Source organism: Massilia sp. IC2-476, from assembly GCF_020707295.1.
Taxonomy (GTDB): domain Bacteria; phylum Pseudomonadota; class Gammaproteobacteria; order Burkholderiales; family Burkholderiaceae_D; genus Telluria.
Window position 1 is genome coordinate 237,724 of sequence record NZ_JAJFER010000009.1, and the last position, 26,341, is coordinate 264,064.

Genomic DNA, 26,341 nt, shown 5'->3' on the forward strand with positions numbered 1-26,341 from the left:
TGTTACGCGAGGCCGCAGTGTGCCATACATGGGCAGGCTGCGCTTATCACAATGGAATCATTCATGCGCATCATTCGTACCTGAGCGCTTCGGCCGGCTTCACCCGCGCGGCCGACCAGCTCGGGTACAGGGTCGCAAGAAAAGCCAGCAGCACGGCCACGCCGCCGATCCAGCCGACGTCGCTCCAGCGCAGCTGCGAAGGAATCTCGCTGATCAGGTAGATCTCCTGCGACAGGAACTGCACCTTGAAGGTCCGTTCGATGAAGGGCACGATGCGGTCGATGTTCAGGGCCACCAGCACGCCCGTGCCCACGCCCAGGGCCGCGCCCAGCACGCCGACCAGGGTGCCCTGCACCATGAAGATGGTCATGATCGAGCGCGGCGAAGCGCCCAGGGTGCGCAGGATGGCGATGTCGGATTGCTTGTCGCGCACCGTCATCACCAGGGTCGAGACCAGGTTGAAGGCGGCCACCGCCACGATCATGGTGAGAATGATGAACATCATGCGCTTTTGCGATTCGACGGCGGCGAACCAGAGCGCGTTGACCTTCGACCAGTCGCGGATGTACGGCTCGCCCGACATGCTGCGCTGCAGTTCGGCCGCCACGCGCGGCGCCGCGTGCATGTCGGCCAGGCGCAGGCGGATGCCGGCCGGCGCCGCCACGCCCGCCAGCGCCTGGGTGTCCTCGATGCTGGCGAAGGCCAGCGCGGAATCGAACTCGAAGTGGCCCGCTTCGAAGATGCCGGCCACGGTCAGGGGGCGGGTGCGCGGCAGTGCGCTGCCCGAGGCGCTGCCCGCCACCGGGGTGGACGCCATCAGCAGCGTCACCCGGTCGCCCACGCCGACGTCGAGCGACCTGGCCAGCGCGCGCCCGATCACGATGTTGAAGCTGCCCGGCTGCAGGGCGTCGAAGCGCCCTTCGCGCATGTGTTTCGCGACATCCGACACCTTGACCTCTTCGGCGGGCGCGATCCCGCGCAGCAGCACCGGCTTCATGACGCCGTCGCTGAGCAGCATGGCGCGGGTCTCGGCAAACGGCGCGGCGGCACGCACCTCCGGGTTGCGCAGCGCTTCCTGAATCGAGGTGCGCCATCCCGGCATCTCGCCGCGCACGTCGAATACCTCGACGTGGGCCAGCACCGACAGCATGCGCGCCGTTACTTCCTTCTGGAAGCCGTTCATCACCGACAGCACCACGATCAGGGCGGCCACCCCGAGCGCAATGCCGGCCACCGAGGCCATCGAAATGAAGGAAATGAAGCTGTTGCGCCCGCTGCGCTTGCCGGCGCGGGTGTAGCGCAGGCCGACCTGCCATTCGTAAGGCAGCTTGTGGGTGAGGCTCATGAAGTCGGTAAAGATGCGTTATGGGTTTGCCAACCCGACAGTTTGCCAGACATCGGGCTTTCATGGCGCAAAAACGACGAACCCGTCCGCTGCACGACCGTTCGCTCGGTCCGTATTTGCCCTAAAATAGCGGTATGTCGCACATTACGCTCGTCCTGCCCCACCTGCTGCCGCTCCCCGAATTCGCGCCCGACCTGGTCCGCGCCCTGCAGACCCCGGCGCTGGCCGCCCTGCTCACCCGCACGAGCACCTACGGGCGCCACCCTGCACCCGACACGGCGCGCGCGCTGCCGCACGAGCAGTGGCTGGCGCGCGCGCTCGGCGTGGCGCCCGACGGCCAGCCGGCCTTTGCCGCCAGCGCGATGCGCGGCTTCGGGCTGGAGCCTGACGTCGGCACCTGGTACATCGTCAATCCCGCCCATATCCAGATCGCGCGCAGCCACTCGATGATGGCCGATCTGCGCCAGCTGGGCTTAAGCGAAGATGAAAGCCGCCTGCTGTTCGAGGCGGCGCGGCCGCTGTGCGAAGAGATTGGCCATCCGCTGCGCTACGGCGACGCAACGACCTGGTTCCTGCGCGCCGACGACTGGGACGGCATCGACGCCGCCACTCCGGACACCGTCACCGGCATGGACCTGACCGACTTCGTCCCGCGCGGCAAGCAGGCGCTTCCCTTGCGCCGCCTGCAGAACGAAGTGCAGATGCTGTGGCACGCCCATCCGGTGAACGCCGCCCGCGAAGCGCGCCGCCTGCCCGCCATCAACTCGTTCTGGCTGTGGGGCGCCTCGTCAAGCGCCGGCACGGCCCCGGGACGCGTCACCGGCATCGACGTCCCCGGCTGGCTGCGCGGCCTGTCGGACCAGAGCTACGCGCGTCCCGAGCGTATCGACGAAGTGCTGGCGCAGGATGGCCTGGTGGTGGTCGGCACGCTGGCCGCGAGTGCGATCGCCGCCGACTGGGGCAGCTGGCTGCAGGGGGTCCAGCAGCTGGAAGAGAGCCTGTTCGCGCCGCTGCATGCGGCGCTGGTGGGGGGCCGCGTGAAGGAGCTGCGCCTTGTGCTCAGCAGCCGCGAAACCCTTGCCGAATTCACCACGACCGCCATGGCCCAGCGCAAATTCTGGCGCCGGCCGACCCTGGACCGACTTAGCTGAGCACACTTTGAGTATCACGACCCGCATCACCACCCGTCCCTGCCCCTTCCGCAGCTCCGAGATGCTGCGCCAGGGCGGGATCCACCCGGTCCTCGCGCGCATCTACGCCGCGCGCGGCCTGACCGACCCGCGCGAGCTCTCCAGCGAGCTGGCGGCCCTGGTGCCGCCGGGCTCATTGCGTCACATCGACGCGGCCGCCGTATTCCTGGCCGACGCCATTGGCGCGAACAAGCGCATGACCATCGTCGCCGACTACGACTGCGACGGCGCCACCGCCTGCGCGGTCGCCCTGCGCGGCCTGCGCATGATGGGCGCGAACGTCGACTACATCGTGCCCAACCGCTTCGAGTACGGCTATGGCCTGACGCCCGAGATCGTGGAACTGACGGCGCGCGAAAAGTCGCCCGACATCATCATCACGGTCGATAACGGCATTGCCAGCATCGACGGCGTCCTGGAAGCGAACCGGCGCGGCATCGAAGTGGTGGTGACCGACCACCACTTGCCGGGCGACGCATTGCCGCCGGCGCGCGTGATCGTCAACCCGAACCAGCCCGAGTGCGGCTTCCCCAGCAAGCACCTGGCCGGCGTCGGCGTGGTGTTCTACGTGCTGCTGGCCCTGCGCGCGGAGCTGCGCAAGCGCGGCGTGTTCGACGCGCAGAACCAGCCCAAGCTCGACAGCCTGCTCGACCTGGTGGCGCTCGGCACGGTGGCCGACGTGGTGCGCCTGGATACCAACAACCGCATCCTGGTGGCCCAGGGCATCAAGCGCATGCGCGCGGGCCGCATGCATGCCGGCGTGGCCGCGCTGTTCCGGGTCGCCGGACGCGAAGCGCGCTGCGCCTCGCCCTTCGACCTGGGCTTTGCACTGGGGCCGCGCCTGAACGCCGCCGGCCGGCTGGAAGACATGTCGCTCGGGATCGAATGCCTCGTCACCGACGACGTCGGCCGCGCCTGGGCCATCGCCCAGCAGCTCAACGAGATCAACCTCAAGCGCCGCGAGATCGAGGCCGAGATGCAGGACACCGCCCTGCTGCACCTGGACAGCTTCGAGCCTTCGGGCGCCAGCACCATCAGCGTGTTCGACGAAGGCTGGCACCAGGGCGTGATCGGTATCGTCGCCTCGCGCCTGAAGGAAAAGTTCTACCGCCCGACCATCACCTTCGCGCCGGGCAGCGAAGGCTGGATCAAGGGCTCCGGTCGCTCGATCCCGGGCTTTCACATGCGCGACGCGCTCGACCTGGTGTCCAAGCGCGTGCCCGGCCTGATCGACAAGTTCGGCGGCCATGCGATGGCGGCCGGCCTGACCATCCGCGCCGACCACTTCGGCAACTTCCAGCAAGCCTTCGAGGCGGTCGGCCAGGCCTGGCTGACGCAGGCGCAGCTGGAGCGCATCATCGAGACCGACGGCCCGCTCGAGGACGAGTTCTACTCGACCCAGTTCATCGAAGAGATGGACGGCCAGGTATGGGGCCAGGGCTTCGCGCCGCCCGTGTTCTGCGACGAGTTCCGCGTGGTCAGCCAGCGCATCCTGAAGGAACGCCACCTCAAGCTGCTGCTGGAGAAGAACGGCCGCCGCTACGATGCGATCTGGTTCGGCCACACCGACAGCCTGCCGGAACGGGCACGCGTCGCGTTCCGGCTGGACGCCAACGAGTACAACGGCGTCACCAAGGTCCAGCTGCTGGTGGAGCACGCCGAACCGGCCTGACGCCGGATCAGGCTCCCCCCAGCGCCGCCTCCAGCGCGGTTTCGATCCTCCGGCGCACCAGCTGGATCAGGGCGTTCTCGCGCTGCGCGCCATGGAACACCAGGTACACCGGCTTCTCCAGCGGCGGCGTGCCGGGCAGCGCAAGCAGGCCGCCGTGCAGGCGCGCCAGGTAGTCCGGCAGCAGTCCGCGGGCGCCGCCGCTGCGCACGCTCTCGTACTGGGCCGCCAGGCTGTTGCTGCGCAAGGCCGGTTCCTGGTCCGGATAGTGGGTGCGTAGATAGAGCGATTCCGGCAGCAGCCCGGCCGCACGGTCGTACGCGGTGAGCGGCAGCTGCGCCGGTTCGGCTACCCCGGACGCCGCATACATCGCATAGCGCAGCGGCGCCAGCGCCACGGCAACCAGGTTGCCGTCTTCCGGACGGGCCAGCCGGACCGCGAGGTCGGCCTCTTTGTGGCTGATGCTCAGGACCGCCGACGTCGCCTGCAGCTCAATGCGCAGGCCGGGATGTTCGCGTTGCAGCTGTGCCAGCGCCGGCGCCAGCACGAACGCGGAAATCCCTTCCGGCGCCGTCACCCGCACCAGTCCCGCCAACCCGCCGGCGGGCGCCCGCTGGCCAAGGCTGGCCACCAGTTCGTTCATCTCGTGGGCGGTCGCCACTACCTGGCGCGCCGCTTCCGTCAGGTTCACCGCGCCCTGCCGCTCCTCCACCAGCGGATAGCCGAGCGCTTCCTCGAGGCGGCGCATGCGGCGCGCGACCGTCACCCGCGTCAGGCCAAGCGCCCGGGCAGTGGCGGAATAGCTGCCATTGCGCGCCAGGGTCGACAGGGTCAGGAGGTCGTCCCACGACAGCGAACTTTTTTGTACGGCACTGTCCATTTTCTTGCGTTGGTCCACGCGGCAGTCCTTCCTACAATAGGCCGGTCACATGCGAGGGAGAATCGGATGAAAGCTGTAGTGTATCGGAACATGGGAGAGGCGCAGGCGGTGCTCGAGCTGGTCGAGTTGCCCACGCCCGCGCCCGGGCCGGGCGAAGTGCGCGTGCGCGTTGCCTATTCAGGCGTCAATCCGTCGGACACCAAGGCCAGGGGCGGCGTGTCGCTTGCCGCCATGCCCTATCCTTACGTGGTCCCGCACAGCGACGGCAGCGGCGTCGTGGACGCGATCGGACCTGGGGCCGACCGCAGCCTGCGGGGACGGCGGGTGTGGTTCTTCAATGCGCAATGGCTGCGCCAGCACGGATCGGCCGCGGACTACGTCTGCCTGCCGGAGCAGCTAGTGCGCCCGCTGCCCGATCATGTCGGCCTGCTCGATGCTGCCGGGATCGGCATCCCGCTGCTGACGGCCTGGCACGCGGTGCACGCCTACACCGACGTCTGGAACAGGACCGTGCTGGTCACGGGCGGCGCGGGCAATGTCGGCCTGCATGCGATCCAGCTCGCCAGGCGCGCCGGCGCCCGGGTGCTCGCCACCGCCAGTTCCGCCGCCAAGGCAGGCCTGGCGCGCGCGGCGGGCGCACACGACGTGTTCGCCTATGACGACCCTGCAGTGCTGGCCGCACGAGTCAAGGACGCCAGCGGCGGCAAGGGCGCCGATTTGCTCGTCGACGTCGATGCTGCCTTCTATGCCCCGCTCTATCCCCAGCTGCTGGCCGAAGGCGGCAGCGCCGTCGTCTACGGGTCGCGCGCGCCCGATATCCGGCTCGACTACCGCGGCATGATGCGGGTAGCCGGCAGTGTCAGCCACTTCCTGGTCTACAAGCTGGGCGGTGTTGCGCTGGCCCAGGCACTACAGGGGGTCGACACGCTGCTCGACAGCGGCGGCCACCATTTCGCGCCCGCCACCGTCTTTGCCGGCAGCGAAGCGGCGCTGGCGCACGTTTTTGTCGAGCAGGCGCGGCCAGGCAAGGCTCTGCTCAGCTTCCTGCCCGAAGGCTGAGCGAGGCCACTGCGACGGCCCGCTCGGCCGCCTGCATGCGCGGCGCCAGCCGTTCCTGGTAAGCGGCGACCCGCGCCGCGCCCGCGCGCGCCGGACTGCCGCAATCGAAAGGCGGCTGTGGATCGTACTCGAAACCGAGTTGCAGCATCCTGGCCGTTTCCTCTCCGGCCAGCTCAGCCGCCAACGCCAATGCAAAGTCGATCCCGGCCGTCACGCCGCCGCCCGAAATGCGGTTGCGGTCGCGCACGATGCGCTCGTCGCCTGGGATCGCCCCGAAGGCGGGAAGGTAGTGGCGCCAGTTCCAGTGACAGGCCGAGCGGTAGCCCTGCAGCAGCCCGGCTGCACCGAGCACCAGCGAACCATTGCAGACCGAGGTGACGTAGCGCGCCGCGGCGGCTTGCCGGCGCAGGAAATCCAGCGTCCCGGAATCGCCCAGCAGGTCGACGATGCCGAAGCCGCCCGGCACGCACAGCACGTCGAGCTGCGGGCAGTCGTCGAAGGCAGTGGTCGGGTTGATGCTGAAGCCGGCGTCGGTCATGACCGGCGCCTTGGCCTTCCACAGCAGGTGGACGCAGGCGCCGGGTACCCGACTGAGGATCTGGACGGGACCGGTCAGGTCCAGCTGGGTCACTTGGGGGAACAGCAGCATGCCGATGTGGCAGGTTTCGCTCATGGTGGTCTCCATCAGGTAAGTCGAGCCGCCATTCTAGGGAGCGATCGCTTGGCAGAAATGCCATTCTCTGGTTAAATCCTGCCAATGCACCCACTCCGCCAGATTGCCCTGATTGCCTTCGATGGCGTCCAGGCCCTCGACGTCACCGGTCCTGCCAGCGTCTTCTCGGCGGCCAACGAGGCCGCAGGCCACCCCAGCTACCAGATTCACATTCTCTCGCCGTGCGGCGGTGCGGTCACCTCGGGCAGCGGCGTCAGGCTGTTGACCGAAGCGATTGGCGAACTAGACCCCGGCTCCTTCGACACGGTCCTGATCGCGGGCGGGAACAAGGCGGGTCTCTCCTCCCTGGCGCGCGATGCCGGCTTCGCCGACTGGATGGCGCGCGCCTGCGCCAGGTCACGCCGCTACGGTTCGGTGTGTACCGGCGCCTTCGCCCTCGCCCACCTGGGCCTGGTCACCCGCCAGCGCGTCGCCACCCACTGGGAGGGAACGGAACTGCTCGCCCGCGCCTACCCGGCCCTGACGGTGGATCCGGACGCGCTCTACGTGGAAGACGGCAAGGTATGGACCTCGGCCGGCATCACTACCGGCATCGACATGTGCATGGCGCTGGTGGCGCGCGACCTGGGCGAGGCGGTGGCCAATAGCGTGGCCAGGATGCTGGTGGTGTATGCGCGGCGGCCGGGCTATCAGTCGCAGTTCAGCCCAGTGCTGGGGGCACAGTCGAAGGCGTCTCATGGCTTCGCGGCGCTGCTGGACTGGATCGGCGAGCACCTGGACCAGCCGCTCGAAGTCAGCCTGCTGGCGGACCGCGCCAGCATGTCGGCGCGCAGTTTTCATCGCAAGTTCACGGACGCCACCGGGCAAACGCCGGCGCGTTTCATCGAGACCATGCGCCTGGACCGCGCCCGCGCGCTGCTGCCAAGCGTCGCTTCACTCAAGGAAATCGCGGCCAGGTGCGGCTATGCGACGGCCGGGCAGATGTCGAAGGCTTTCGTCCGCCGCTATGGCGTGAGCCCAGCCCTGTTTCGCGAGATGCACGGCCGGGATTGACGCGGCAGCTTATTTTTTCGGCTGCGGCGGGCCGAAGTCCGAGCCGCGGTCGAACACCACTTCCCACTGCCCCGGTGCCTTCAGGCGCCAGACCGAATTGAAGCGGCCGATGCGCTGTCCTTGCGCGTTGTAGATCGGACCGCCGCTATAGGCCAGCGTGCCCGAATCCACCACTTCGACCTCTTCCGGCTCCCACGAGAACGGCGCCTGCGGCTTGTCGTAGAACTGGCGCCAGCCCTTGGCGATCGCCCCTTTGCCGCGCAGCGGCCCCTCGGCCCCGAAGAAGATCGCTTCGTCCGCGATGTAGCGGGTGAAGCCGTCGAAATCGCGCGCCTTCATGGTGGCGGCGAATCCACGCTCGGCTTCGATGACCTGCTTTTTGAGCTCGGCGTTCGTTTCCCTGGCCGAACTGCCTGTGCTGGCCAGTGCCGCGACCAGCATGAGAGATGTGGAAAGCAAACCTTGGCGCATCCGAAAACCTCCCTAAGCCTTTTCTATATGGAAAGATTAACGATTCTGTCATGGGTCAACACGACTGACAACCGGTAGTTGCAATCGGTCCGAAATTGGAGTATAAAGGCTCCAATTACGGAGAACACCATGAGCCTAGCCTACTCCTACCCCAAGAGCCGCTTTGAGCCGGCGGTGCTGGTCGACCTGAATTCACGGTCCGAACGCGAGCGCTTGTCGCGTTCGGCCCTGCTGGGCTTTTTCAAGCTGGCGGCAAGCTGGCAGTTGCGCGACGACGATGCGCGCGAGCTGCTCGGCGGCCTCTCGTCCTCGTCCTGGTACGACTGGAAGAAGAATCCCGACCGCGTGCTCGAAGTCGACCGGATTACGCGCGTTTCCTACCTGCTGGGAATTTATAAAGCCCTGCACATCCTGTACGGCGACAAGCTCGCCGACGAATGGATCCACCTGCCGAACACCAACCAGGTCTTCGGCGGCCGCACGCCGCTGGCCTACATGCTGGGCGGCGGCCTGATCGCCATGCAAACAGTGCGCAAGCTCTTGGATGCACGCCGCGGAGGTCTCTGATCTTGCCGCTGCATAAACTCACCCAGCTGCGCCAGTACGACACCTGCCGCCTGATCCCCTCGCGCTTTGCCGATGTCGAGGATTCCGTGCTGGCGCCGCTGGCAGACAACGACCGCATCCTGCGCGACCTGTTCGACCTCGACAACGCCACCAATGAGCGCCTGCGCGGCGAATCCGGCCTGCTGCCCGGGATCGGGATGGACGAACTGGTGTTCGGCGTGCCCAACTTCCGCATCATCAATGCCGCCTTCACCTATGCGCGGCCGGAAGGTAGCCGCTTCAACGATGGCGAACGCGGCGCCTGGTATTGCGCCTTCGCGGCCGAGACCGCGCTGGCCGAAGTCATCTTCCACAAGACGGTCGAGTATGCAGAGATCGCCCGCTTCGACGACAGCGTCAGCTACCAGATGCTGCTGGCCGACTTTAGCGCGGGCTTCCACGACCTGCGCGGAAAGGACGCCTACCAAAGCTGCCTCGACCCAAGCAGCTACCTTGCGTCGCAAGCGCTGGCCGCCGAGCTACTCGAGCATGGCTCGATGGGCGTGATCTACCCGAGCGTGCGCGACCCGGGCGGCACCTGCCTCGCCTGCTTCCGGCCCGCACTGGTGGGCAATGTGCGCAAGGCGCAGACCTATCGGTTAACATGGGCGGGCTCGCCGCAACCGGCGGTCGAGATCATCTAGATTGTAGAAACGTATGAAGACGAATCCCGAGAAAGACACCGAACTGCACGACAAGATCAACCGCGAGACCGGCCGCATCCAGTGGAGCGAACTGTCCCGCCATTTCGCCAGCGGCTCGGTGATCTATGTGAGCGAAGAACTGGACCTGATCGACGTGGCCCTGCGCATCGCGCACGACGACAAGGAAAGCATCACGAAGTGGATGGCCGCAGGGAGCGTGGCCAAGGTCAGCGACCTGCAGGCGCAGACCTGGACGGAATCCGATGCCACGCTATGGGCGTCGGTGGTGAGCCCGTTCGTGCTGGTGCAGCCGGAGAAGAAGCAGCTGCACTAAAGTAGCGGCCTGGCTTTAGCGCTTGAGCTCCCCCCGGTGGGTGAGCGCATGCGCCGCCCTCCGGAAATACTGCCCCGCCTTCTCCGGATCCTTTTCCATCATCCCCAGCTGCTGCCAGGCCTCCGGATAATCCTGCTCGGTCGCCGCCGCGAGCCAGCGTCTGGCGGCCGCTTCGTCCTTCGGCACCCCATCCCCTTCCAGCAGCATGTTCGCCAGCAGGAACATCGCCTCGGGCATGCCGCGCGCCGCGGCGACGCCGAGCCAGTGCGCCGCCAGTCCGGGATTGCCGTTGTCGCGGTAAGTCATGGCGCGGCGCAGCGCCAGGTCGCCCTCCTCGCCATGCTGGGCCAGGGCCGGCTGGACCACCAGCAAAGCGGCCAGCGCCGCTGCCAGCAAGCGCTTCATTTCGACAGGTCGATCGCGTACAGCGCCATGCCCTTGCCGCGGCCGTCGTCGGTGGCCACCTGGCTGACGTTGTGCAGGCCCGCGTCGTGCGCGAGTTCGACCATGCCCGGCGCCGACGAGAACACCACCGGGCCGCTTGTCTTGACCGGCACGAAACGCCAGCTGCGGTTGGAAGCATTGGCGACACGGGTCAGGCGCTTGGCTTCGCGCACGTAGGCGATCATGACGTCGCGGTTGTTGTCGGGCGACGCAATCACGGTCTTGCTGCCGTCCAGGCCCGGGAAGTGGCCGCCGCCGCTGGCGCGGTAGTTATTGGTCGCGACCAGGAATTCCTGGCCTGGCTCCACCGGCTTGCCACGCCATGACAGGTTGCGGATACGCTCGCCCGGCGCGCGCGTCACGTCGATCTCGTAGCGCACGTCCGGCGAGGTAATCGTGTCGAAGTTATAGCTCGGCACGGCCAGGTTCACCAGCTGTTGCGGCTCCGCCTTTGCCGGGTCGATGGTGTTGAAACGCTGGGCCGCCTTTTCCAGCCAGGCTTTCAACTGGGCGCCGTTCACCTTCACGGCATACAGCGCATTCGGGTAGAGGTACAGGTCGGCCGCATTGTTCAGGGCCAGGTCGCCCGCCTTCACGTCGGTGTAGTCGCTCGGGCCGGCCACGCCGCTCTTGAAGGGCGCCGTCACGGACAGCACCGGCAGATCCTTGTACTGCGGCAGGTTGGTGGCAACAAAGGCGCGCACGTACTCGCTCTGCGCCTGGTTCACGGTCTGCAATGCCGAGATGTCGCCTACGTCGGCGAAGTAGCTCGACATGCGGAACTCGGTCGAGCCGACCGGAGTCTTCACATAACGGATGGTCGCTTCGTGCTCATCCTTCACCAAGGCCATGACGGCCGGATCGGCCTCGACGTACGCCTTGGCACCGGTCTGCGCCGCGCGCGCCTCGACGAGGGTCTTGTCGCGCTCCACCATCCAGCGCTTGCCGTCATGCTTCAGGTGCAGCTGAACAACGCCCAGGTGCTTGCCCCACAGGTTGGCCATCACGGTCGGCACACCGTGCACCAGGCCCCTGGCCTTGTCCACGCCCGGCAGGTTGAATTGCGGCGCGGTGCTGTCCTTGCTGGGGAAGAGCTGGTGCGAGTGGCCGAGCAGCATGGCGTCGATACTCGGCACCTGGGCGAGGTACCAGTTGGCGTTTTCCATGGCCGGCGTGTAGGGGCTGGCGTCCAGGCCGCCGTGCGAGATCGCGATCACCAGGTCGGCGCCCTTCCTGCGCATCTCGGGCACGTACTTCTGCGCCGCCTCGCGGATGCCGGTGGTGTACACGCGGCCCTCGAGCCAGCGCTTGTCCCATTCCATGATCGTAGGCGGGGTGAAGCCGATGATCCCGACGCGCACCACGGTTTTCACCGGCTTGCCCGCCGCGTCGAGCGCATCGACCTGTTTGTCGATGATGGCGTATGGACTGAACAGCGGCTGCTTCGTCTGCGCGCTGTAGACGTTGGCCAGCACCATCGGGAAGGCCGGACCGGCGCACTTCTTCGGCTGCTCGACACCCTTGACCTGGAAACGGTTGCCGGTCACTTGGTTTAGGTAGGCCAGGCCATAATTGAATTCGTGGTTACCGACGCCGGCGCCATCGAACTTCAAGCCGTTCATGATCTTGTAGATGCCAAGCGTTTCGCCGCAGCCCAACGGTTTTACCTGCGCCTGGTAATCCGCCAGCGCGTTGCCCTGGATGGTGTCGCCATTGTCGAGCAGGAGCGTGTTCGGGAATTCCTTGCGCGCCTGGTGGATCAGGGTGGCGGTGCGGTCCAGGCCATGCGAGGGCTCGGGCGCCAGCTTGTAGTAGTCATAGCCGACCACGTTCGAATGCAGGTCAGTCGTCTCCAGCACCGCCAGCAGGGCCGTGGTGCCGGCCCTGGGGGCCTTGGCCGCGAGGACGGGGCTGCTCATGAGCGCGGGGACGAGCGCGATGCAGAATTTGCAAGAAAAGCGAGGGGCCATGACGAATCCGGAGTACAAAACCGGTCGATGATAAGGCAGCAAGAAGGGGCGAAGCAAGCAGACAGCCCGCTCCAAGGGATTCCGATCGCGCCTTGGGGTATAATCTAGGGTTCGATTCAACCTATTCAGAAGACTGCCAAAGACCATGGAAGCTGAACGCATCAACGCCATTTCCGCCCTGCTGAACGACCTGACCAGCCGTGAAGCCGAACTTCGGAGGTATCTTTGACTTCGATCGCAAGTCAGAGAAACTAGAACAGGTCAACCAGGAGCTCGAGGACCCGACCATCTGGAATGACCAGAAACGGGCCCAGGACCTCGGCAAGGAAAAGAAGGCGCTCGAAGGCGTCGTGCTGACGCTCGAGAAAGCGAAGACCGACCTGGCCGACGCCACCGACCTGTTCGAGATGGCAAAGGAAGAAGGCGACCACGGCACGCTGGAATCGATCGGCAGCGACGCCGAAGAAATCCAGAAGACCATCGAAGCGATGGAATTCCGCCGCATGTTCAGCAACCCGATGGACCACGCCAACTGCTTCATCGACATCCAGGCCGGCGCCGGCGGTACCGAAGCCCAGGACTGGGCCTCGATGCTGCTGCGCCAGTACCTGCGCTACTGCGAACGCAAGGGTTTCAAGGCCGAGATCCTGGAACAGTCCGAGGGTGAAGTTGCGGGCATCAAGACCGCCACCATCAAGGTCGATGGCGAGTATGCCTATGGCCACCTGCGCACCGAGACCGGCGTGCACCGCCTGGTGCGCAAGTCGCCGTTCGACTCGGCCAACGGACGCCACACCTCGTTCACCTCGCTGTTCGTGTACCCGGAAGTCGACGATTCGATCGAAATCGAAATCAACCCGGCCGACGTGCGCATCGATACCTACCGCGCCTCGGGTGCGGGTGGTCAGCACATCAACAAGACCGACTCCGCGGTGCGCCTGACGCACGGCCCGTCAGGCATCGTGGTGCAGTGCCAGAACGACCGCTCGCAGCACCGCAACAAGGCCGAGGCCTGGGACATGCTGCGTGCGAAGCTGTACGAACTCGAACTGCGCAACCGCATGAGCGAGCAGCAGAAACTGGAAGACTCCAAGACCGACGTCGGCTGGGGCCACCAGATCCGCTCCTACGTGCTGGACCAGTCGCGCATCAAGGACCTGCGTACCGGTTTCGAGACCGGCAACACCAAGAACGTGCTGGACGGCGACCTGGACGACTTCATCTCGGCCTCGCTCAAGCAGGGCGTATAAGCGATGACGACAATCCCACGTGCCTTCCTGTTCGACATGGACGGCACCATCGTCGACAACATGGCCTTCCACACCGACTCGTGGATCACCTTCTTCGAGCGCCGTGGCCAGGCCATCGACCCGGACGAGTTCTTCCGGGCGACGGCCGGCCGCCAGGGCGGCGAGATCATCCGCAGCTACCTGGACGCGCACCTGCTCGATGACGAGGTCGCGGCGCTGAACCACGAGAAGGAATCGGTCTACCGCGAGCTGTATGCGCCGCATCGCAAGACGGTCGACGGCTTCGACAGGCTGATCGCGCAGGCGAAAGCGAACGGCGTCAAGCTGGCCGTCGGCACCGCGGCGCCACCCGCCAACGTCGAGTTCACGCTCGACGGCCTAGACCTGCGCAAGCACTTCAACGCCATCGTCGGCGCTACCGATGTTGCGCGCGGCAAGCCGCACCCGGACGTGTTCCTGAAAGCGGCCGAGCTGTGCGGCGTGGCGCCCGAACACTGCATCGTATTCGAAGACGCACCGCTGGGCGTGGAAGCGGCGCGCCGCGCCGGCATGCGCTGCGTGGTCCTGACAACCACCCTGCCGCGCGACGCGTTTACCGCGTTCGACAACGTCATCGCCATCGTGCGCGACTTCTCCGAACTGAAGGCCGAACTGCTGTTCGCCTGAACCAAACAAGAACTGCTATCCAATCATGACTACGGAAAACCAAGACCAGTCGCCCGTCGTGGCGCACGACGAAAACAAGATCATGGCCGAGCGCCGCGCCAAGCTGGCCGCGCTGCGCCAGCAGGGCAATCCCTTCCCGAACGACTTCGTCCCGCAGGACAAGGCGGCGGACCTGGTCGAGACCCATGGCGGCAAGAGCCGCGAAGAGCTGGAAGCCGAGCCGGTGGCAGTGACGCTGGCCGGCCGCATGATGCTGCGCCGCGAAGCGGGCAAGAAGGCCGCGTTCGCGACGCTGCAGGACAGCTCGGGCCCGATGGCGAGCGGCCGCATCCAGATCTACATCACCGTCGACAGCGCCGGCGAAGAAGCCATGGAAGCGCTGCGCAGCTACGACCTGGGCGACATCCTGGGCGTCGAGGGCACGCTGTTCAAGACCAAGGTCGAGGAGCTGACCATCAAGGTCACGAAGCTGCGCCTGATCTCCAAGGCCCTGCGCCCGCTGCCGGACAAGTTCCACGGCCTGGCCGACCAGGAGACCAAGTACCGCCAGCGCTACGTCGACCTGATCATGAACGAAGAGACGCGCCGCACCTTCAAGGCGCGTACCGCCGCGATGTCGTCGATGCGCCGCTTCATGGAAAAGCACGGTTTCATGGAAGTCGAGACCCCGATGCTGCACCCGATCCCGGGCGGCGCCGCGGCCAAGCCTTTCATCACCCACCACAACGCGCTCGACATGGAGATGTACCTGCGCATCGCGCCCGAACTGTACCTGAAGCGCCTGGTGGTGGGCGGTTTCGACCGCGTGTTCGAGATCAACCGCAACTTCCGTAACGAAGGCGTGTCGGTCCGTCACAACCCGGAATTCACGATGATGGAATTCTATGCGGCCTACACCGACTACAAGTGGATCATGGACTTCACCGAACAGGTGATCCGCCAGGCTGCGATCGATTCGAACGGCAGTGCCGTACTGACCTACGGCGGCCGCGAGCTGGACCTGTCCAAGCCCTTCCAACGCCTGACCATCGTCGAGGCGATCGACAAGTACGCGCCGGGATACACCTCGGTGCAGCTGAACGACGCCGAGTTCATCAAGCAGGAACTCAAAACAAAGTTCGGCGTGAAGCCTTTCGCCAACGCCGGCCTGGGCGCGCTGCAGCTGGCGCTGTTCGAAGAGACCGCCGAAGCCCTGCTGTGGGAGCCGACCTTCATCATCGACTATCCGGTCGAAGTGTCGCCGCTGGCGCGCGCATCGGACAGCCGCGAAGGCATCACCGAGCGCTTCGAGCTGTTCATGGTGGGCCGCGAGATCGCCAACGGTTTCTCGGAGCTGAACGATCCGGAAGACCAGGCCGCGCGCTTCCTGTCCCAGGTGGCCGCCAAGGAAGCCGGCGACGACGAAGCGATGTACTTCGACGCCGACTACATCCGCGCGCTGGAATACGGCATGCCGCCGGCCGGCGGCTGCGGCATCGGCATCGACCGCCTGATGATGCTGATCACCGATTCGCCGAATATCCGCGACGTGCTGCTGTTCCCGCACCTGCGCAAGGAAGACTGAGCATCAAGCATCGAATAAAAAAGGCAGCCTGCAAGGCTGCCTTTTTTTCGTCCGGACGGGTTTATTGAACCACGGTGTAGCAAGGCGTATAGGCCTTGCCCGGCAGTTTCATCCGGCTCTGTTCCACGAACGAGGCCAGCAGCGCATCCATCGGTCCCATGATGGCGCTTTCGCCGAAGATCTCGTACTTGCCGTGCTGCTCGATCGCGCGGATGCCCTCTTCCTTCACGTTGCCGGCCACGATGCCCGAGAATGCGCGGCGCAGGTTGGCCGCCAGCTCGTGCGATTCCTGGTTGCGGTGCAGTTTCAGGTTGCGCATGTTTTCGTGGGTCGGACGGAAGGGCTTCTGGAATTCCGGATCGATCTTCAGGCGCCAGTTGAAGTAATAGGCATCGCTGTGCGCCTTGCGGAATTCGCGCACCATCTTGATGCCGGCATACATTTCCTGCGCCACCGCGTCCGGATCGTCGATGATGATCTTGTAGCGCTTCTGCGCCTGGGCGCCGAGCGTCAGGCCGATGAACTGGTCGATCTGCTCGAAATACGCGCGCGCCGTCGCCGGACCGGTAAAGATCAGCGGGAAAGGCATTTCGGCGTTTTCCGGATGCAGCAGGAGACCGAGGATATACAGGATTTCCTCGGCGGTGCCGGCGCCGCCCGGGAACACAATGATGCCGTGACCGGTGCGCACAAACGCTTCGAGGCGCTTTTCGATATCCGGCATGATCACCAGGTCGTTCACGATCGGGTTCGGCGATTCGGCGGCGATGATGCCCGGTTCGGAAATGCCGAGATAGCGTCCACCCTTGATGCGCTGCTTCGAGTGGCCGATGGCCGCGCCCTTCATCGGGCCCTTCATGGCGCCCGGGCCGCAGCCGGTGCAGATATCGAGCTCGCGCAGACCGAGCGCATAGCCGACTTCCTTGGTGTAGTTGTATTCGACCCGGTTGATCGAATGGCCGCCCCAGCACACGACCATGTTCGGATTGCGCTGCGGCTGGAACACGTTGGCGTTGCGCAGGATATGGAACACCGCGTCGGTAATGCCTTCCGGGCGGTTCAGGTCGAATTTCGGATTGTCGGTGACTTCGAAATGGACGTAGACGATATCGCGCAGCACCGAGAACAGGTGCTCGTGGATACCGCGGATCATTTTGCCGTCAACGAAGGCGTGGGCCGGCGCGCTGCGGATGTCGAGCTTGATGCCGCGCTCGCGCTGGAGAATGCTGATATCGAAATCGCGGTAGCGTTCCAGCAGTTCCTTGCCATCGTCGATCGAGCTGCCGGAATTGAGCACGGCGAGCGCGCATTTGCGGAAGATATCGTACAAACCGCTCTTGCTGGTGTCGAGCAGCTTGGCGACTTCGGCTTTCGACAGGACTTCGAGGCGGCCTTCCGGAGAGATGAGTGCGTCGATTACTTCATGGGTCATGGTTTTGTTATCCCTTTCGAACGGTAAAACGGACTGGCCTGGTTGCCAATATACGCCAAAGCGCAAGCTTTTGCGCCCCGATTGGGACAAGGCTCATAGGCAAATCACCCCGTTTTCGGCCGTCAATACCACATCCAGAAAAAGTTCGCTTGCGATGACCGATTTACACTAAAATGCGTGCCAACTGGAATTTCCGTGCATATGGCGATTCCATACAAAACCACCAAGTCAGATAACTACATTTCGGGAGGAACCGCATGAGCGGTGCAGCTACTTCAGCCAAGGGACCGATCCCAGAATTCAAGCAGATCATGGGCCATCCAGCTCCGTTGTGGATGCTGTTCATGACCGAGTTCTGGGAACGCTTCGCGTTCTACGGCATCCGTTGGGCCCTGGTGCTCTACATCGTCGCCCAGTTCTACGGCGGCAATGCCGTCGGCCAGGCCGACGCCAACCTGACCTACGGTTCCTACCTGGCGCTGGTGTATGCCGGCGCCGTGTTCGGCGGCTTCATTGCCGACCGCGTCATCGGCTACCAGCGTTCGATCCTCGTCGGCGCGATCTTCATGGCAGCCGGCTTGTTCATGATCACCCTGCCGAACCAGGATATCTTCAAGCTCGGCCTGGCAACCATCATCGTCGGCAACGGCATGTTCAAGCCGAACATCTCGGCCATGGTTGGCCAGCTGTACGCGCTGAACGACACCCGTCGCGATTCGGGCTTCACCATCTTCTACATGGGCATCAATGCCGGCGCCTTCTTCGCACCGATCATTACTGGTGAACTGGCAGAACGTCTGAGCGATGGCGCCTTCCCGGCCTACAAGGCGGTGTTCTTCGCCTCGGGCGTGGGCATGCTGATCGCACTGGTCTGGTTCTACATCGGCCGCAAGCAGCTCAAGGGCATCGGCGCCCCGGTCGGCGAACTGGCCAGCCCGAAGCGCCTGATCGGTGTCATCGTCGGCTCGCTGGTGGTGATCCCGGGCGTCTATCTGCTGCTGCAGGCCGGCGCCGCCAACCTGCAGATCGTGCTGTCGATCCTGTTCATCATCCTGGCCCTGATGCTGATCGTCGAAGGCGTCCGCGAAGGCAAGGTGTCGCGCGACAAGACCATCGCCATGATGATCATCTTCTTCTTCAACATCCTGTTCTGGTGCTTCTTCGAACAGGCAGGCAGCTCCTTCACCTTCCTGGCCGACCAGATCGTCAACCGTAACTTCGGCGAGAAGATCTTCCCGGTGGCCTGGTTCCAGTCGGTGAACTCGGTGGCCATCATCGTATTTGCGCCGATCATCGCCGCGATCTGGGTCGCCATGGGCAAGCGCAACGTGAACCCGTCGATCCCGCGCAAGTTCGGCCTCGGCATCATCTTCAACGGCCTCGCCTTCGGCCTGCTGATGTACGCACTGACCCAGCTGATCGACGACCAGGGCAAGATCCCGTTCTGGACCCTGTTCATGGTCTACGTGATCCAGTCGATCGGTGAGCTGTGCCTGTCGCCAATCGGCCTGTCGATGGTGACCAAGCTGGCGCCGACCCGCCTGGTCGGCCTGGGCATGGGCGGCTGGTTCCTGTCGACCGGTATCGGCAACAACCTGTCGGGCATCTTCGCCTCGCACGTTTCGGGCGAGAGCGGCATGTCGGTGGCCTCGGCCCTGGACGGCTACACCTTCGGCTTCTGGATCCTGCTGGGCGGCGGCGTGCTGCTGTTCCTGCTCGCACCGCTCATCCAGAAACTGATGCACGGCGTGAAGTAATCAGGCAATCGTCCCAATGAAAACGGCAGCCCGCGGGCTGCCGTTTTTGTTTCGTCCGACAGAATCAGCGCCGGTCGAGGGTCGCCTCCATCTCGCGCATCTCGGCCACCATCCACTCCCGGAAGCGTTGCACCTTGAGCATGTGCTCCTTGTGCGGATTGACCAGGAAACGGTAGCCGCTCTCGAAGCGCGCGCTCCTGCACGGAATCTGGCGCAGCGCGCCCGACTTGATGTCCTCGAACGCGATCCCGTAGGGCACCAGGGCCACGCCCTGCCCCGCCACCGCGGCCTGCACCAGCACACCCCAATGCGTGTACACGCGCGAAAAATCGTACTTGCCCTTGAGCGCGCGGTTCTCGTTGAGCAGCTGCAGCCAGGCCTCGGGGGACTGCACCACCAGCAGGTGATGCTGCGGCAGGTCGGCCAGGCCCAAGGCCTCCTGGCCGGGCGCCAGCAGCTCGGGGCTGTACACCGGCACCAGGCGCTCCCGGAACAGCACCGTCGCATCGCCCTCGGTCACCTGGCCATAGCGGATCGCGACATCGGTGCTGTCGGCCTGCAGGTCGACCGGCGCATCGTTGGAATCGATCCGGATATCGAGCTCCGGATACAGTTTGGTGAAGCGGTGCATGCGCGGCACCAGCCACTTGATCGCGAACGAATGCGTGGTCGAGATGCGCAGCACGGCCTCTTCGTCGCCCCGCTGCAGCGCCGCAAGCTTGGCGCGCAGGTCGGCCAGCATGCGGCTGGTGGCGATCGCCAGTTCCTGGCCCTTCTCGGTCAGCGAGATGTGGCGCGGATGGCGCACGAACAGCGGGAAGCCGACGTTTTCTTCGAGCTGCTTCACCTGCAGGCTGACCGCCGCAGGGGTCTTGTGCAGCTCGCGCGCGGCCAGCTTGAAGCTGCCCCAGCGCGCGGCGCAGTCGAAGTCGATCAGGCCCGACAGGCTCCGCAAGGGCTTCATGCCGCCTCCATGCATAAGTTTTTCTTATTCAACGTCTGTACTTTTTCTCGGTTGAAGGTTTTTGCTGCTTTGCAGAAAATATACTCGATCCAATAAGGAAAAGTCATGCCAAAAAATATACTGGTGATCGGCGGTACCCGTTATTTCGGCAAACTCCTCGTCCAGCGCCTGCTGCGCGCGGGCCACAGCGTGACCATTGCCACCCGCGGCTACGCTCCGGACCCGTTCGGCAAGCGGATCGCGCGCATCCGCGTCGACCGCCGCAACGAACATGCGATGCGCAACGCCTTCCGCGACGCCCGTTTCGACATCGTCTACGACCAGATGTGCTATTCGCCGCTGGACGCCGCGATCTCGGTACGCGTCTTCGCCGGCAAGGTCGGACGCTATGTCATGACTTCCACCATCGACGCCTATCGCGAGGCCGCCCCGCGCGAGGCCTTCCGTGAAAGCGACCTGCCGGTACTGGCGCAGCCGATCGACACGACGTATCCATGGCACGACCCGGCGCGCGCGATCGAAAGCTACGTGGCCGGCAAGGTGCAGGCCGAGGCCTACCTGGTGCGCGACGGTAGCCTGCCGCTGGCGACCGTGCGCCTGGCCCACGTACTTGGCGGGCCGGAAGACTTCACCGGCCGCCTGGCCCACTATGTCGACCTGGTGCGCATGAAAGGCACCCTGCGCTACGCCGACGCTGCAGCCAGGGTCTCGTTCATGGAAGCCCAGGAAGCAGCCGATTTCCTTGCCTGGGCCGGCATGCAGGACTTCCGCGGTCCGGTCAATGCCGCGTCCGACGGCGCGCTGTCGGCCTGCGAACTGCATGCGCGGATCGCCGACGTGCTCGACGAGACGCCGCGCAGCCTGAAAGTGGCAGCGCAGGCGCCGGGACTGCTCTCGCCCTTCGATTTCGCCACGCCCCTGGTGCTCGACACCGCGCGCGCCAAGGCGCTCGGCTACCGTTTCGGCCATACCAAGGAATGGCTGGAGGACGTGATCCGGCATCACGACCTGGCCTTCATCTAAGGCAGCCTGGATACAAACATGGCCCGGATCGCTCCGGGCCATGTGCTTTTAGCGCTGCGCCTTTTCCCGCGCCACCCAGTACAGCAGCGCGATGATCAAAGCATACGGGATCAGGGTCAGCAGGTGCGAATCCGGCCCCGCAAAGAAGGGGTTCGAGGCTTCCGCCCACTTGGCCATGCGGCTGTCGAAGTCGGTGAGCACGCCTGCCGTGATCGCGATGATGATGCCGGCTAGCGCCCCGCCCGCGATATAGCCCGAGGCCAGCAAGGTGCCCGAGCTGCGGTCGCCGGCTGCCTGGCGCTCTTCCTCGTTCAGCTTTGCAAACTGCGGCAGCCTGTTGTTGCGGCGGTCCGCCACCCAGCGCACCAGGCCGCCGATCGCGATCGGCAGGGTCGAGACCAGCGGCAGGTAGACACCCACCGAGAAGGCCAGCGCGTGCACGCCCGCCATCTCCAGCACCACCGAGATCATCACGCCGAACAGCACCAGGGTCCAGGGCAGCTGCTGGTCGAGGATGCCCTTGATGATGTAGGACATGAGCACGGCCTTGGGCGCGTCGTACTTCTTCACTTCGGTGCCGTCCGGACGGACCTTGTGGGTGCCGTTGATGCCCGGGTCGACCAGGTAGGCCAGCTTGCCGTCGTCCGCCACCAGGTACTTGCCGGCCGGGCCACCCGCGGTATCGCTCTTCTGCCACACCTTGTAGGTCTTACTGTCCGTCGCCGCCTGCGGGCCCGCTAGCCTCGCAGTCTCGGTGAGCTTCGAGGCGTCCACGGTGAGGCCGGGCGCCACCTGGGCCGCCGGCACATAGACGGTGCCCGCTTCGTTCAGTTTCAGCAGGATCGGGCCCAGGATCAGGGCCGAGGCAAAGGCGCCGCACAGGATCGCGTACTGCTGCAGGCGCGGCGTCGAGCCGACCAGGAAGCCGGTCTTCAGGTCCTGCGAGGTGGTGCCGGCGTTGCTGGCGGCGATGCAGACGATGGCGCCGACCGACAAGGCCGTGACGTAGTAGCGACCGCCGGTCCAGCCCATCACCAGGAAGATCAGGCAGGTGAACAGCAGCGTGGCCACGGCCATGCCCGAGATCGGGTTCGAGGAAGAACCCACTTCACCGGTCAGGCGCGAGGACACGGTGGCGAACAGGAAGCCGAACACCAGGATCAGCAGCGCGCCCAGCAGGTTCATGTGCAGAGGGGTGGCGACCGTGATCACGGCGATGATGGCGAGGCAGCCGATGAACACCCACTTGAGCGGAATGTCCTGGTCGGTGCGCTTCGACTTGTCAGCCGCCGAACCTTTCCCGATGCCGGACAGGCCGCCAGTCAAGCCCTTCCAGATGGTCGGCATCGAGCGCACCAGCGAGATCAGGCCGCCGGCCGCCACGGCGCCCGCGCCGATGTACAGCACATAGGCGTTGCGGATGTCGTCCGGACCCATCTCGCGGATCAGGGTGGTAGCTGGCGCCAGCGGCACGGTGAGCAGGTCACCGAAAAACTTGATCATCGGGATCAGGAGCAGATAGGACAGCACGCCACCGGCCGCCATCGTCAGCGCAATGCGCGGGCCGATGATGTAGCCGACGCCCAGCAGCTCGGGCGAGACTTCGGCGCCGGCCGAGCCGCCCTTGAGCGGGTTGCCGAACTCGAAGTTGACATAGTCGCGCCAGCCCTTGAACGAGACGCTCAGGGTCTTGTAGGCCAGGCCGATGCCGAAGCCGCCGAAGATCAGCATGGCGCGGCGCTTGGCTTCGCGTGCGGCGTCGGAGCCGTCTTCGCGGGTTTCGCCGGCGGCGATGCGCGAGGTCTCGGTGGCGGCGGCCTTGAGCACCTCGGCGCAGGCGGTGCCTTCCGGGTACTTCAGTTCGCGGTGGGCGTCGACGATCATGGTGCGGCGCATCGGGATCATCATCAGGATCCCGAGCAAACCACCCAGCACGCCCACCAGCATGACGCGCGAGATCTCCAGGTCGAAGCCGAGGATCATGATCGCCGGCATGGTGACGCCCAGGCCGAAGGCGAGCGACTCTCCGGCGGAACCCGCGGTCTGGGTAATGCTGTTTTCCAGGATGGTCGATTCGCGTGCGCCGAACTTCTTCGCGGTGTGGAACAGGGTGATGGCGATCACCGCCACCGGGATCGAGGCGCTCACCGTCAGGCCCACCTTCAGCACCAGGTAGAGCGAGGAGGCGCCGAAGATCATCCCCAGCACGGTGCCCATGATCAGGGCGCGCAGCGTCATCTCCGGCAGCTGCGCGCTGGCCGGGATATAGGGCTTGAAGGCGCTCGGGGGCGAGCTTGGCGGCGAGTCGTAAGGCATGGACGGTCCCTTGGAATTCATACTTTGGTAAGACTTAAGGCGTGACTATCGCACATGGCGATATGGAAGAAAAGCGGTTTGAAGCCTTAGAATGCGCAAGATACAATGCGTCGTGCCGACCCGTACATACGGCCGATTTTGAAAGCTGCTAGTGACCAAGTCCGATACCAAGCCTCCCCAACGCCCCCGCCGCCTGCGCATGTTCCTGTTCTTCAGCCTTGCCGCCATGGTGGGGCTGGCCGCCGGCGTCGTGATCTACCTCATGACGGTGATCCTGCCGAACGTGCCGAAGATCGACGCGGTGCTCGATTACCAGCCGAAGATCCCGCTGCGGGTCTACACCGCGGACAATCACCTGATCGGGGAATTCGGCGTCGAGCGGCGCGACTTTGTCACCATCGACAAGATACCGAACCGCATGAAGCAGGCCTTGCTCGCGATCGAGGACGCCCATTTCTACCAGCACCAGGGCATCGACTGGCGCGGCGCCGCGCGTGCCGTCATCGCCAACCTGCGCGAAGGCTTCGGCGCCGGCGGCGCGTCGACCATCACGATGCAGGTGGCGCGCAACTTCTTCCTGTCGAAGGAAAAGGTCTTGTCGCGCAAGCTGACCGAGATCGCCCTCGCCTACCGCATCGAGGATGCGCTCACCAAGGACCAGATCCTCGAGCTGTACATGAACCAGATCTTCCTGGGCAACCGCTCCTACGGCTTTTCCAGCGCGGCGCGCAGCTACTTCGGGAAGTCGCTCGACCAGCTCACCCTGGCGGAGACCGCAATGCTGGCCGGCCTGCCGCAGAACCCGTCGCGCCATAACCCGATCGCCAACCCGAAACGCGCGCAGCAGCGCCAGCACGCGGTGCTCAAGCGCCTCTATGAACTAGGCCAGATCAGCGAACCCGAATACCGCCAGGCCCTGGCCGAACCGCTGCGCATCCGCCGCACCGGCCAGGTGTTCGATACCAGGGCCGACTACGTCGCGGAACTGGCGCGCCAGGCGGTGTTCGCCCAGTTCGGCGAAGAAGCCTACGAACGCGGCATCGTGGTCACCACCACCATCCTCAAGGCGGAACAGGACGCGGCCTACGAATCGGTGCGCCGCAACGTGCTGGACTACGACCAGCGCCACGGCTACCGCGGTCCGGAAGCGCGCATCGAGCTGCCGCAGGATCCGCTCGAGCGCGAGGAAGCGATCATCGACGCGCTGCAGAAGCGCCCGCAGAGCGACGGATTGACGCCGGCGGTGGTGCTCGCGGCTTCGCCGCAGCAGGTGCGGGTCGAGCTCTTATCCGGGGACGAAGTGACGATCGAAGGCGCCGGCCTGAAGTTCGCCGCGCGCGGCCTGGCTGCAAATGCCAAGGAGAGCCTGCGCATTGCGCCGGGCGCGGTGGTGCGCATCACCCAGCGCAAGGAAAAGGACAAGGACAGCTGGGCCATCGTCCAGGTACCGCAGGTCGCGGCCGCGTTCGTGGCGATCGACGCCGACACCGGCGCCTACCACGCGCTGGTCGGCGGCTTCGATTACAACCTGCAGAAGTTCAACCACGTCACCCAGGCCTGGCGCCAGCCCGGCTCCGCGATCAAGCCTTTCGTGTACGCCGCGGGCCTGGACAAGGGCTACTCGCCGGGCACGCGCATCCTCGACGAACCGCTCGACATGCCGGGCGAGAACGCCGGCGAGACCTGGTCGCCGCAGAACGACGACGGCGTCTTCGACGGCCCGATCACCATGCGCTATTCGCTGGCGCATTCGAAGAACGTGACCACCGTGCGCCTGATCCGCGCGCTCGGCGTCGACTACACCCACGAGTACCTGGGCCGCTTCGGCTTCGACCTGCCGCGCCACCCGAAGAACCTGACCCTGGCGCTGGGCACCGGTGCGGTGACGCCGCTGCAGATGGCCGGCGCCTACGCGGCGTTCGCCAACGGCGGCTACCGCGTCAAGCCCTACCTGATCGCCCAGATCCGCGACGGCAACGGGACCATCCTCCAGGAAAACAAGCCGCAGCAGCGCCAGGACAGCGACCGCGTGATCGATGCCCGCACTGCCTTCGTCACGGACAGCATGCTGCGCGACGTGACCCGCTACGGCACCGGCGCGGCGTCGGTGAAGCAGCTCGGACGTACGGATATCGCCGGCAAGACCGGCACCACCAGCGACGCCATCGACGGCTGGTTCGCCGGCTACGGAGGCAGGGTGGTGGCGGTGGCCTGGATGGGCTACGACGAACCGCGCTCGCTGGGCGGACGCGAGTTCGGCGCCACCCTGGCGCTGCCGATCTGGATCGACTACATGCGCGCGGCCCTGGCCAAGGTGCCGCCGCAGGAAGCACAGATCGAGCCGGAAGGCGTGGTGCGCGAGAACGACGACTGGGTGTTCGAGGAATTCGTCGAGCGTCCCGACCTGCGCGCAATCGATATCGATCCGGGGCTGGACAATCCGCCGGTCGAAGTCGACCCGGTCACCGGAGAGCCGCTGACGCCGCCCCCGCAACCCGCGGCTCCCGCAGCGCCGGCGGCGCCGGCCACGCCGCAGCCTCCGCCGCCACCGCCTTCCACGGTTTTCTGATGCTATGCTGATGTGCTTCCCGCCGCGTGCGGGAACAATGCGCGCTGTTCACAGGTCTGTTACTGGGCAGCGCGCATCCACAACCACTTGAGGAGAACAGCATGGCCTATGTCGATGGTTTCGTCCTTCCCCTTCCCAAAGCAAAGCTGGAGCAATACAAGGAGCTCGCCAACCTGTCGGCCACCGTGTGGCGCGAACACGGGGCGCTCGAGTACCGCGAATGCATCGCCGACGACGTCAAGCCGGGCAAGCTGACGTCCTTCCCGCAGAGCGTCAACCTGGAAGATGGCGAAACCGTGGTGCTGGCCTGGATCGTCTACGAATCGCGCGCGAAGCGCGACGAGGTCAACGACAAGGTCATGAAAGACCCGCGCCTGGCGCACATGATGTCGCCGGACGGCCTGCCCTTCGACGGCAAGCGCATGTTCTGGGGCGGCTTCGAGATGTTCATCGACCGCTAGC

The 26,341-nt window shown here is 65.3% G+C and carries 23 protein-coding genes; 14 read left to right on the forward strand and 9 right to left on the reverse strand.

Annotation, left to right across the window (positions count from 1 at the left end):
- Nucleotides 1-70: 70 nt before the first annotated feature.
- Nucleotides 71-1,345 (reverse strand): lipoprotein-releasing ABC transporter permease subunit, encoded by a 1,275-nt coding sequence (locus tag LK539_RS21710; RefSeq protein ID WP_227803139.1) that lies wholly within the window; start codon nucleotides 1,343-1,345, stop codon nucleotides 71-73.
- A gap of 134 nt (nucleotides 1,346-1,479) precedes the next feature.
- Between LK539_RS21710 and LK539_RS21715 the strand changes: the two genes are divergently transcribed.
- A complete protein-coding gene (locus LK539_RS21715; RefSeq protein WP_227803140.1) occupies nucleotides 1,480-2,496 on the forward strand; it encodes a hypothetical protein in 1,017 nt (338 codons plus the stop codon).
- Nucleotides 2,497-2,557: 61 nt separating this feature from the next.
- Entirely contained in the window at nucleotides 2,558-4,207 is a 1,650-nt protein-coding gene (recJ, locus tag LK539_RS21720) for a single-stranded-DNA-specific exonuclease RecJ (RefSeq protein WP_227803191.1), read from the forward strand.
- Between the two features lie 7 nt (nucleotides 4,208-4,214).
- On the opposite strand, the gene LK539_RS21725 is transcribed toward recJ, so the two are convergent.
- Nucleotides 4,215-5,102: a LysR substrate-binding domain-containing protein gene (locus tag LK539_RS21725; RefSeq protein ID WP_227803141.1), complete on the reverse strand. Its 888-nt coding sequence runs from the start codon at nucleotides 5,100-5,102 to the stop codon at nucleotides 4,215-4,217.
- Between the two features lie 48 nt (nucleotides 5,103-5,150).
- Between LK539_RS21725 and LK539_RS21730 the strand changes: the two genes are divergently transcribed.
- On the forward strand, nucleotides 5,151-6,143 hold the full coding sequence (locus tag LK539_RS21730; RefSeq protein ID WP_227803142.1) for an NADPH:quinone reductase: 993 nt from the start codon (nucleotides 5,151-5,153) through the stop codon (nucleotides 6,141-6,143).
- Here the strand turns inward: LK539_RS21730 and LK539_RS21735 are convergent.
- Nucleotides 6,121-6,816: a DJ-1/PfpI family protein gene (locus LK539_RS21735; protein WP_227803143.1), complete on the reverse strand. Its 696-nt coding sequence runs from the start codon at nucleotides 6,814-6,816 to the stop codon at nucleotides 6,121-6,123. The two genes, LK539_RS21730 and LK539_RS21735, sit on opposite strands and share 23 nt — an antisense overlap.
- Before the next feature lie 84 nt (nucleotides 6,817-6,900).
- On the opposite strand from LK539_RS21735, the gene LK539_RS21740 reads away from it, so the two are divergent.
- Nucleotides 6,901-7,869 carry a GlxA family transcriptional regulator gene (locus LK539_RS21740; protein WP_227803144.1) on the forward strand — a complete coding sequence of 323 codons (969 nt, stop codon included), beginning with the start codon at nucleotides 6,901-6,903 and terminating at the stop codon, nucleotides 7,867-7,869.
- Nucleotides 7,870-7,878: 9 nt separating this feature from the next.
- On the opposite strand, the gene LK539_RS21745 is transcribed toward LK539_RS21740, so the two are convergent.
- Nucleotides 7,879-8,310 carry a DUF4440 domain-containing protein gene (locus LK539_RS21745; protein WP_227803145.1) on the reverse strand — a complete coding sequence of 144 codons (432 nt, stop codon included), beginning with the start codon at nucleotides 8,308-8,310 and terminating at the stop codon, nucleotides 7,879-7,881.
- A gap of 159 nt (nucleotides 8,311-8,469) precedes the next feature.
- On the opposite strand from LK539_RS21745, the gene LK539_RS21750 reads away from it, so the two are divergent.
- The 3 genes from LK539_RS21750 to LK539_RS21760 are packed head-to-tail and all read left to right on the forward strand — an operon-like array spanning nucleotide 8,470 to nucleotide 9,924.
- On the forward strand, nucleotides 8,470-8,907 hold the full coding sequence (locus tag LK539_RS21750; RefSeq protein WP_227803146.1) for an MbcA/ParS/Xre antitoxin family protein: 438 nt from the start codon (nucleotides 8,470-8,472) through the stop codon (nucleotides 8,905-8,907).
- Between the two features lie 2 nt (nucleotides 8,908-8,909).
- Nucleotides 8,910-9,590 (forward strand): RES family NAD+ phosphorylase, encoded by a 681-nt coding sequence (locus LK539_RS21755; protein ID WP_227803147.1) that lies wholly within the window; start codon nucleotides 8,910-8,912, stop codon nucleotides 9,588-9,590.
- A gap of 13 nt (nucleotides 9,591-9,603) precedes the next feature.
- A complete protein-coding gene (locus LK539_RS21760; protein WP_227803148.1) occupies nucleotides 9,604-9,924 on the forward strand; it encodes a DUF2288 domain-containing protein in 321 nt (106 codons plus the stop codon).
- Between the two features lie 15 nt (nucleotides 9,925-9,939).
- On the opposite strand, the gene LK539_RS21765 is transcribed toward LK539_RS21760, so the two are convergent.
- Together LK539_RS21765 and LK539_RS21770 are read right to left on the reverse strand one after the other, a co-directional pair.
- Nucleotides 9,940-10,329, reverse strand: a complete 390-nt coding sequence (locus LK539_RS21765) for a hypothetical protein (protein ID WP_227803149.1) — start codon at nucleotides 10,327-10,329, stop codon at nucleotides 9,940-9,942.
- Nucleotides 10,326-12,287, reverse strand: a complete 1,962-nt coding sequence (locus LK539_RS21770) for a bifunctional 2',3'-cyclic-nucleotide 2'-phosphodiesterase/3'-nucleotidase (protein ID WP_227803150.1) — start codon at nucleotides 12,285-12,287, stop codon at nucleotides 10,326-10,328. Before LK539_RS21770 ends, LK539_RS21765 begins: the two co-directional genes overlap by 4 nt.
- 196 nt (nucleotides 12,288-12,483) lie before the next feature.
- Here LK539_RS21770 and prfB point away from each other — a divergent pair.
- The 3 genes from prfB to lysS all read left to right on the forward strand — a co-directional run bounded on the left by prfB (nucleotide 12,484) and on the right by lysS (nucleotide 15,818).
- Nucleotides 12,484-13,588 (forward strand): peptide chain release factor 2 gene (gene prfB, locus LK539_RS21775; RefSeq protein ID WP_227803151.1). Its coding sequence is split into 2 segments (ribosomal slippage): nucleotides 12,484-12,564 and nucleotides 12,566-13,588, totalling 1,104 coding nucleotides; the frame shifts between segments, so codons are not numbered across the junction.
- A gap of 3 nt (nucleotides 13,589-13,591) precedes the next feature.
- A complete protein-coding gene (locus LK539_RS21780) occupies nucleotides 13,592-14,254 on the forward strand; it encodes an HAD family phosphatase (protein ID WP_227803152.1) in 663 nt (220 codons plus the stop codon).
- 25 nt (nucleotides 14,255-14,279) lie between these two features.
- Entirely contained in the window at nucleotides 14,280-15,818 is a 1,539-nt protein-coding gene (lysS, locus tag LK539_RS21785) for a lysine--tRNA ligase (protein ID WP_227803153.1), read from the forward strand.
- 61 nt (nucleotides 15,819-15,879) lie between these two features.
- On the opposite strand, the gene ppnN is transcribed toward lysS, so the two are convergent.
- The gene (gene ppnN, locus LK539_RS21790) at nucleotides 15,880-17,250 is read right to left on the reverse strand and encodes a nucleotide 5'-monophosphate nucleosidase PpnN (RefSeq protein ID WP_227803154.1); all 1,371 of its coding nucleotides are present in this window, start codon (nucleotides 17,248-17,250) and stop codon (nucleotides 15,880-15,882) included.
- Nucleotides 17,251-17,507: 257 nt separating this feature from the next.
- On the opposite strand from ppnN, the gene LK539_RS21795 reads away from it, so the two are divergent.
- On the forward strand, nucleotides 17,508-19,007 hold the full coding sequence (locus LK539_RS21795; protein ID WP_227803155.1) for a peptide MFS transporter: 1,500 nt from the start codon (nucleotides 17,508-17,510) through the stop codon (nucleotides 19,005-19,007).
- Nucleotides 19,008-19,071: 64 nt separating this feature from the next.
- Here LK539_RS21795 and LK539_RS21800 read toward each other — a convergent pair whose 3' ends face one another.
- Nucleotides 19,072-19,971 carry a LysR substrate-binding domain-containing protein gene (locus tag LK539_RS21800; RefSeq protein ID WP_227803156.1) on the reverse strand — a complete coding sequence of 300 codons (900 nt, stop codon included), beginning with the start codon at nucleotides 19,969-19,971 and terminating at the stop codon, nucleotides 19,072-19,074.
- A 105-nt stretch (nucleotides 19,972-20,076) separates the two neighbouring features.
- Here LK539_RS21800 and LK539_RS21805 point away from each other — a divergent pair, with 105 nt between their 5' ends.
- Entirely contained in the window at nucleotides 20,077-20,994 is a 918-nt protein-coding gene (locus tag LK539_RS21805; RefSeq protein ID WP_227803157.1) for an NAD-dependent epimerase/dehydratase family protein, read from the forward strand.
- A gap of 48 nt (nucleotides 20,995-21,042) precedes the next feature.
- Here the strand turns inward: LK539_RS21805 and LK539_RS21810 are convergent, their stop codons facing one another.
- The gene (locus LK539_RS21810; protein WP_227803158.1) at nucleotides 21,043-23,310 is read right to left on the reverse strand and encodes an OPT family oligopeptide transporter; all 2,268 of its coding nucleotides are present in this window, start codon (nucleotides 23,308-23,310) and stop codon (nucleotides 21,043-21,045) included.
- A 199-nt stretch (nucleotides 23,311-23,509) separates the two neighbouring features.
- Here LK539_RS21810 and LK539_RS21815 point away from each other — a divergent pair, with 199 nt between their 5' ends.
- Together LK539_RS21815 and LK539_RS21820 are read left to right on the forward strand one after the other, a co-directional pair.
- The gene (locus tag LK539_RS21815; protein ID WP_227803192.1) at nucleotides 23,510-25,879 is read left to right on the forward strand and encodes a penicillin-binding protein 1A; all 2,370 of its coding nucleotides are present in this window, start codon (nucleotides 23,510-23,512) and stop codon (nucleotides 25,877-25,879) included.
- Nucleotides 25,880-25,980: 101 nt separating this feature from the next.
- Nucleotides 25,981-26,340 (forward strand): DUF1428 domain-containing protein, encoded by a 360-nt coding sequence (locus LK539_RS21820; protein WP_227803159.1) that lies wholly within the window; start codon nucleotides 25,981-25,983, stop codon nucleotides 26,338-26,340.
- Nucleotide 26,341 lies beyond the last annotated feature (1 nt).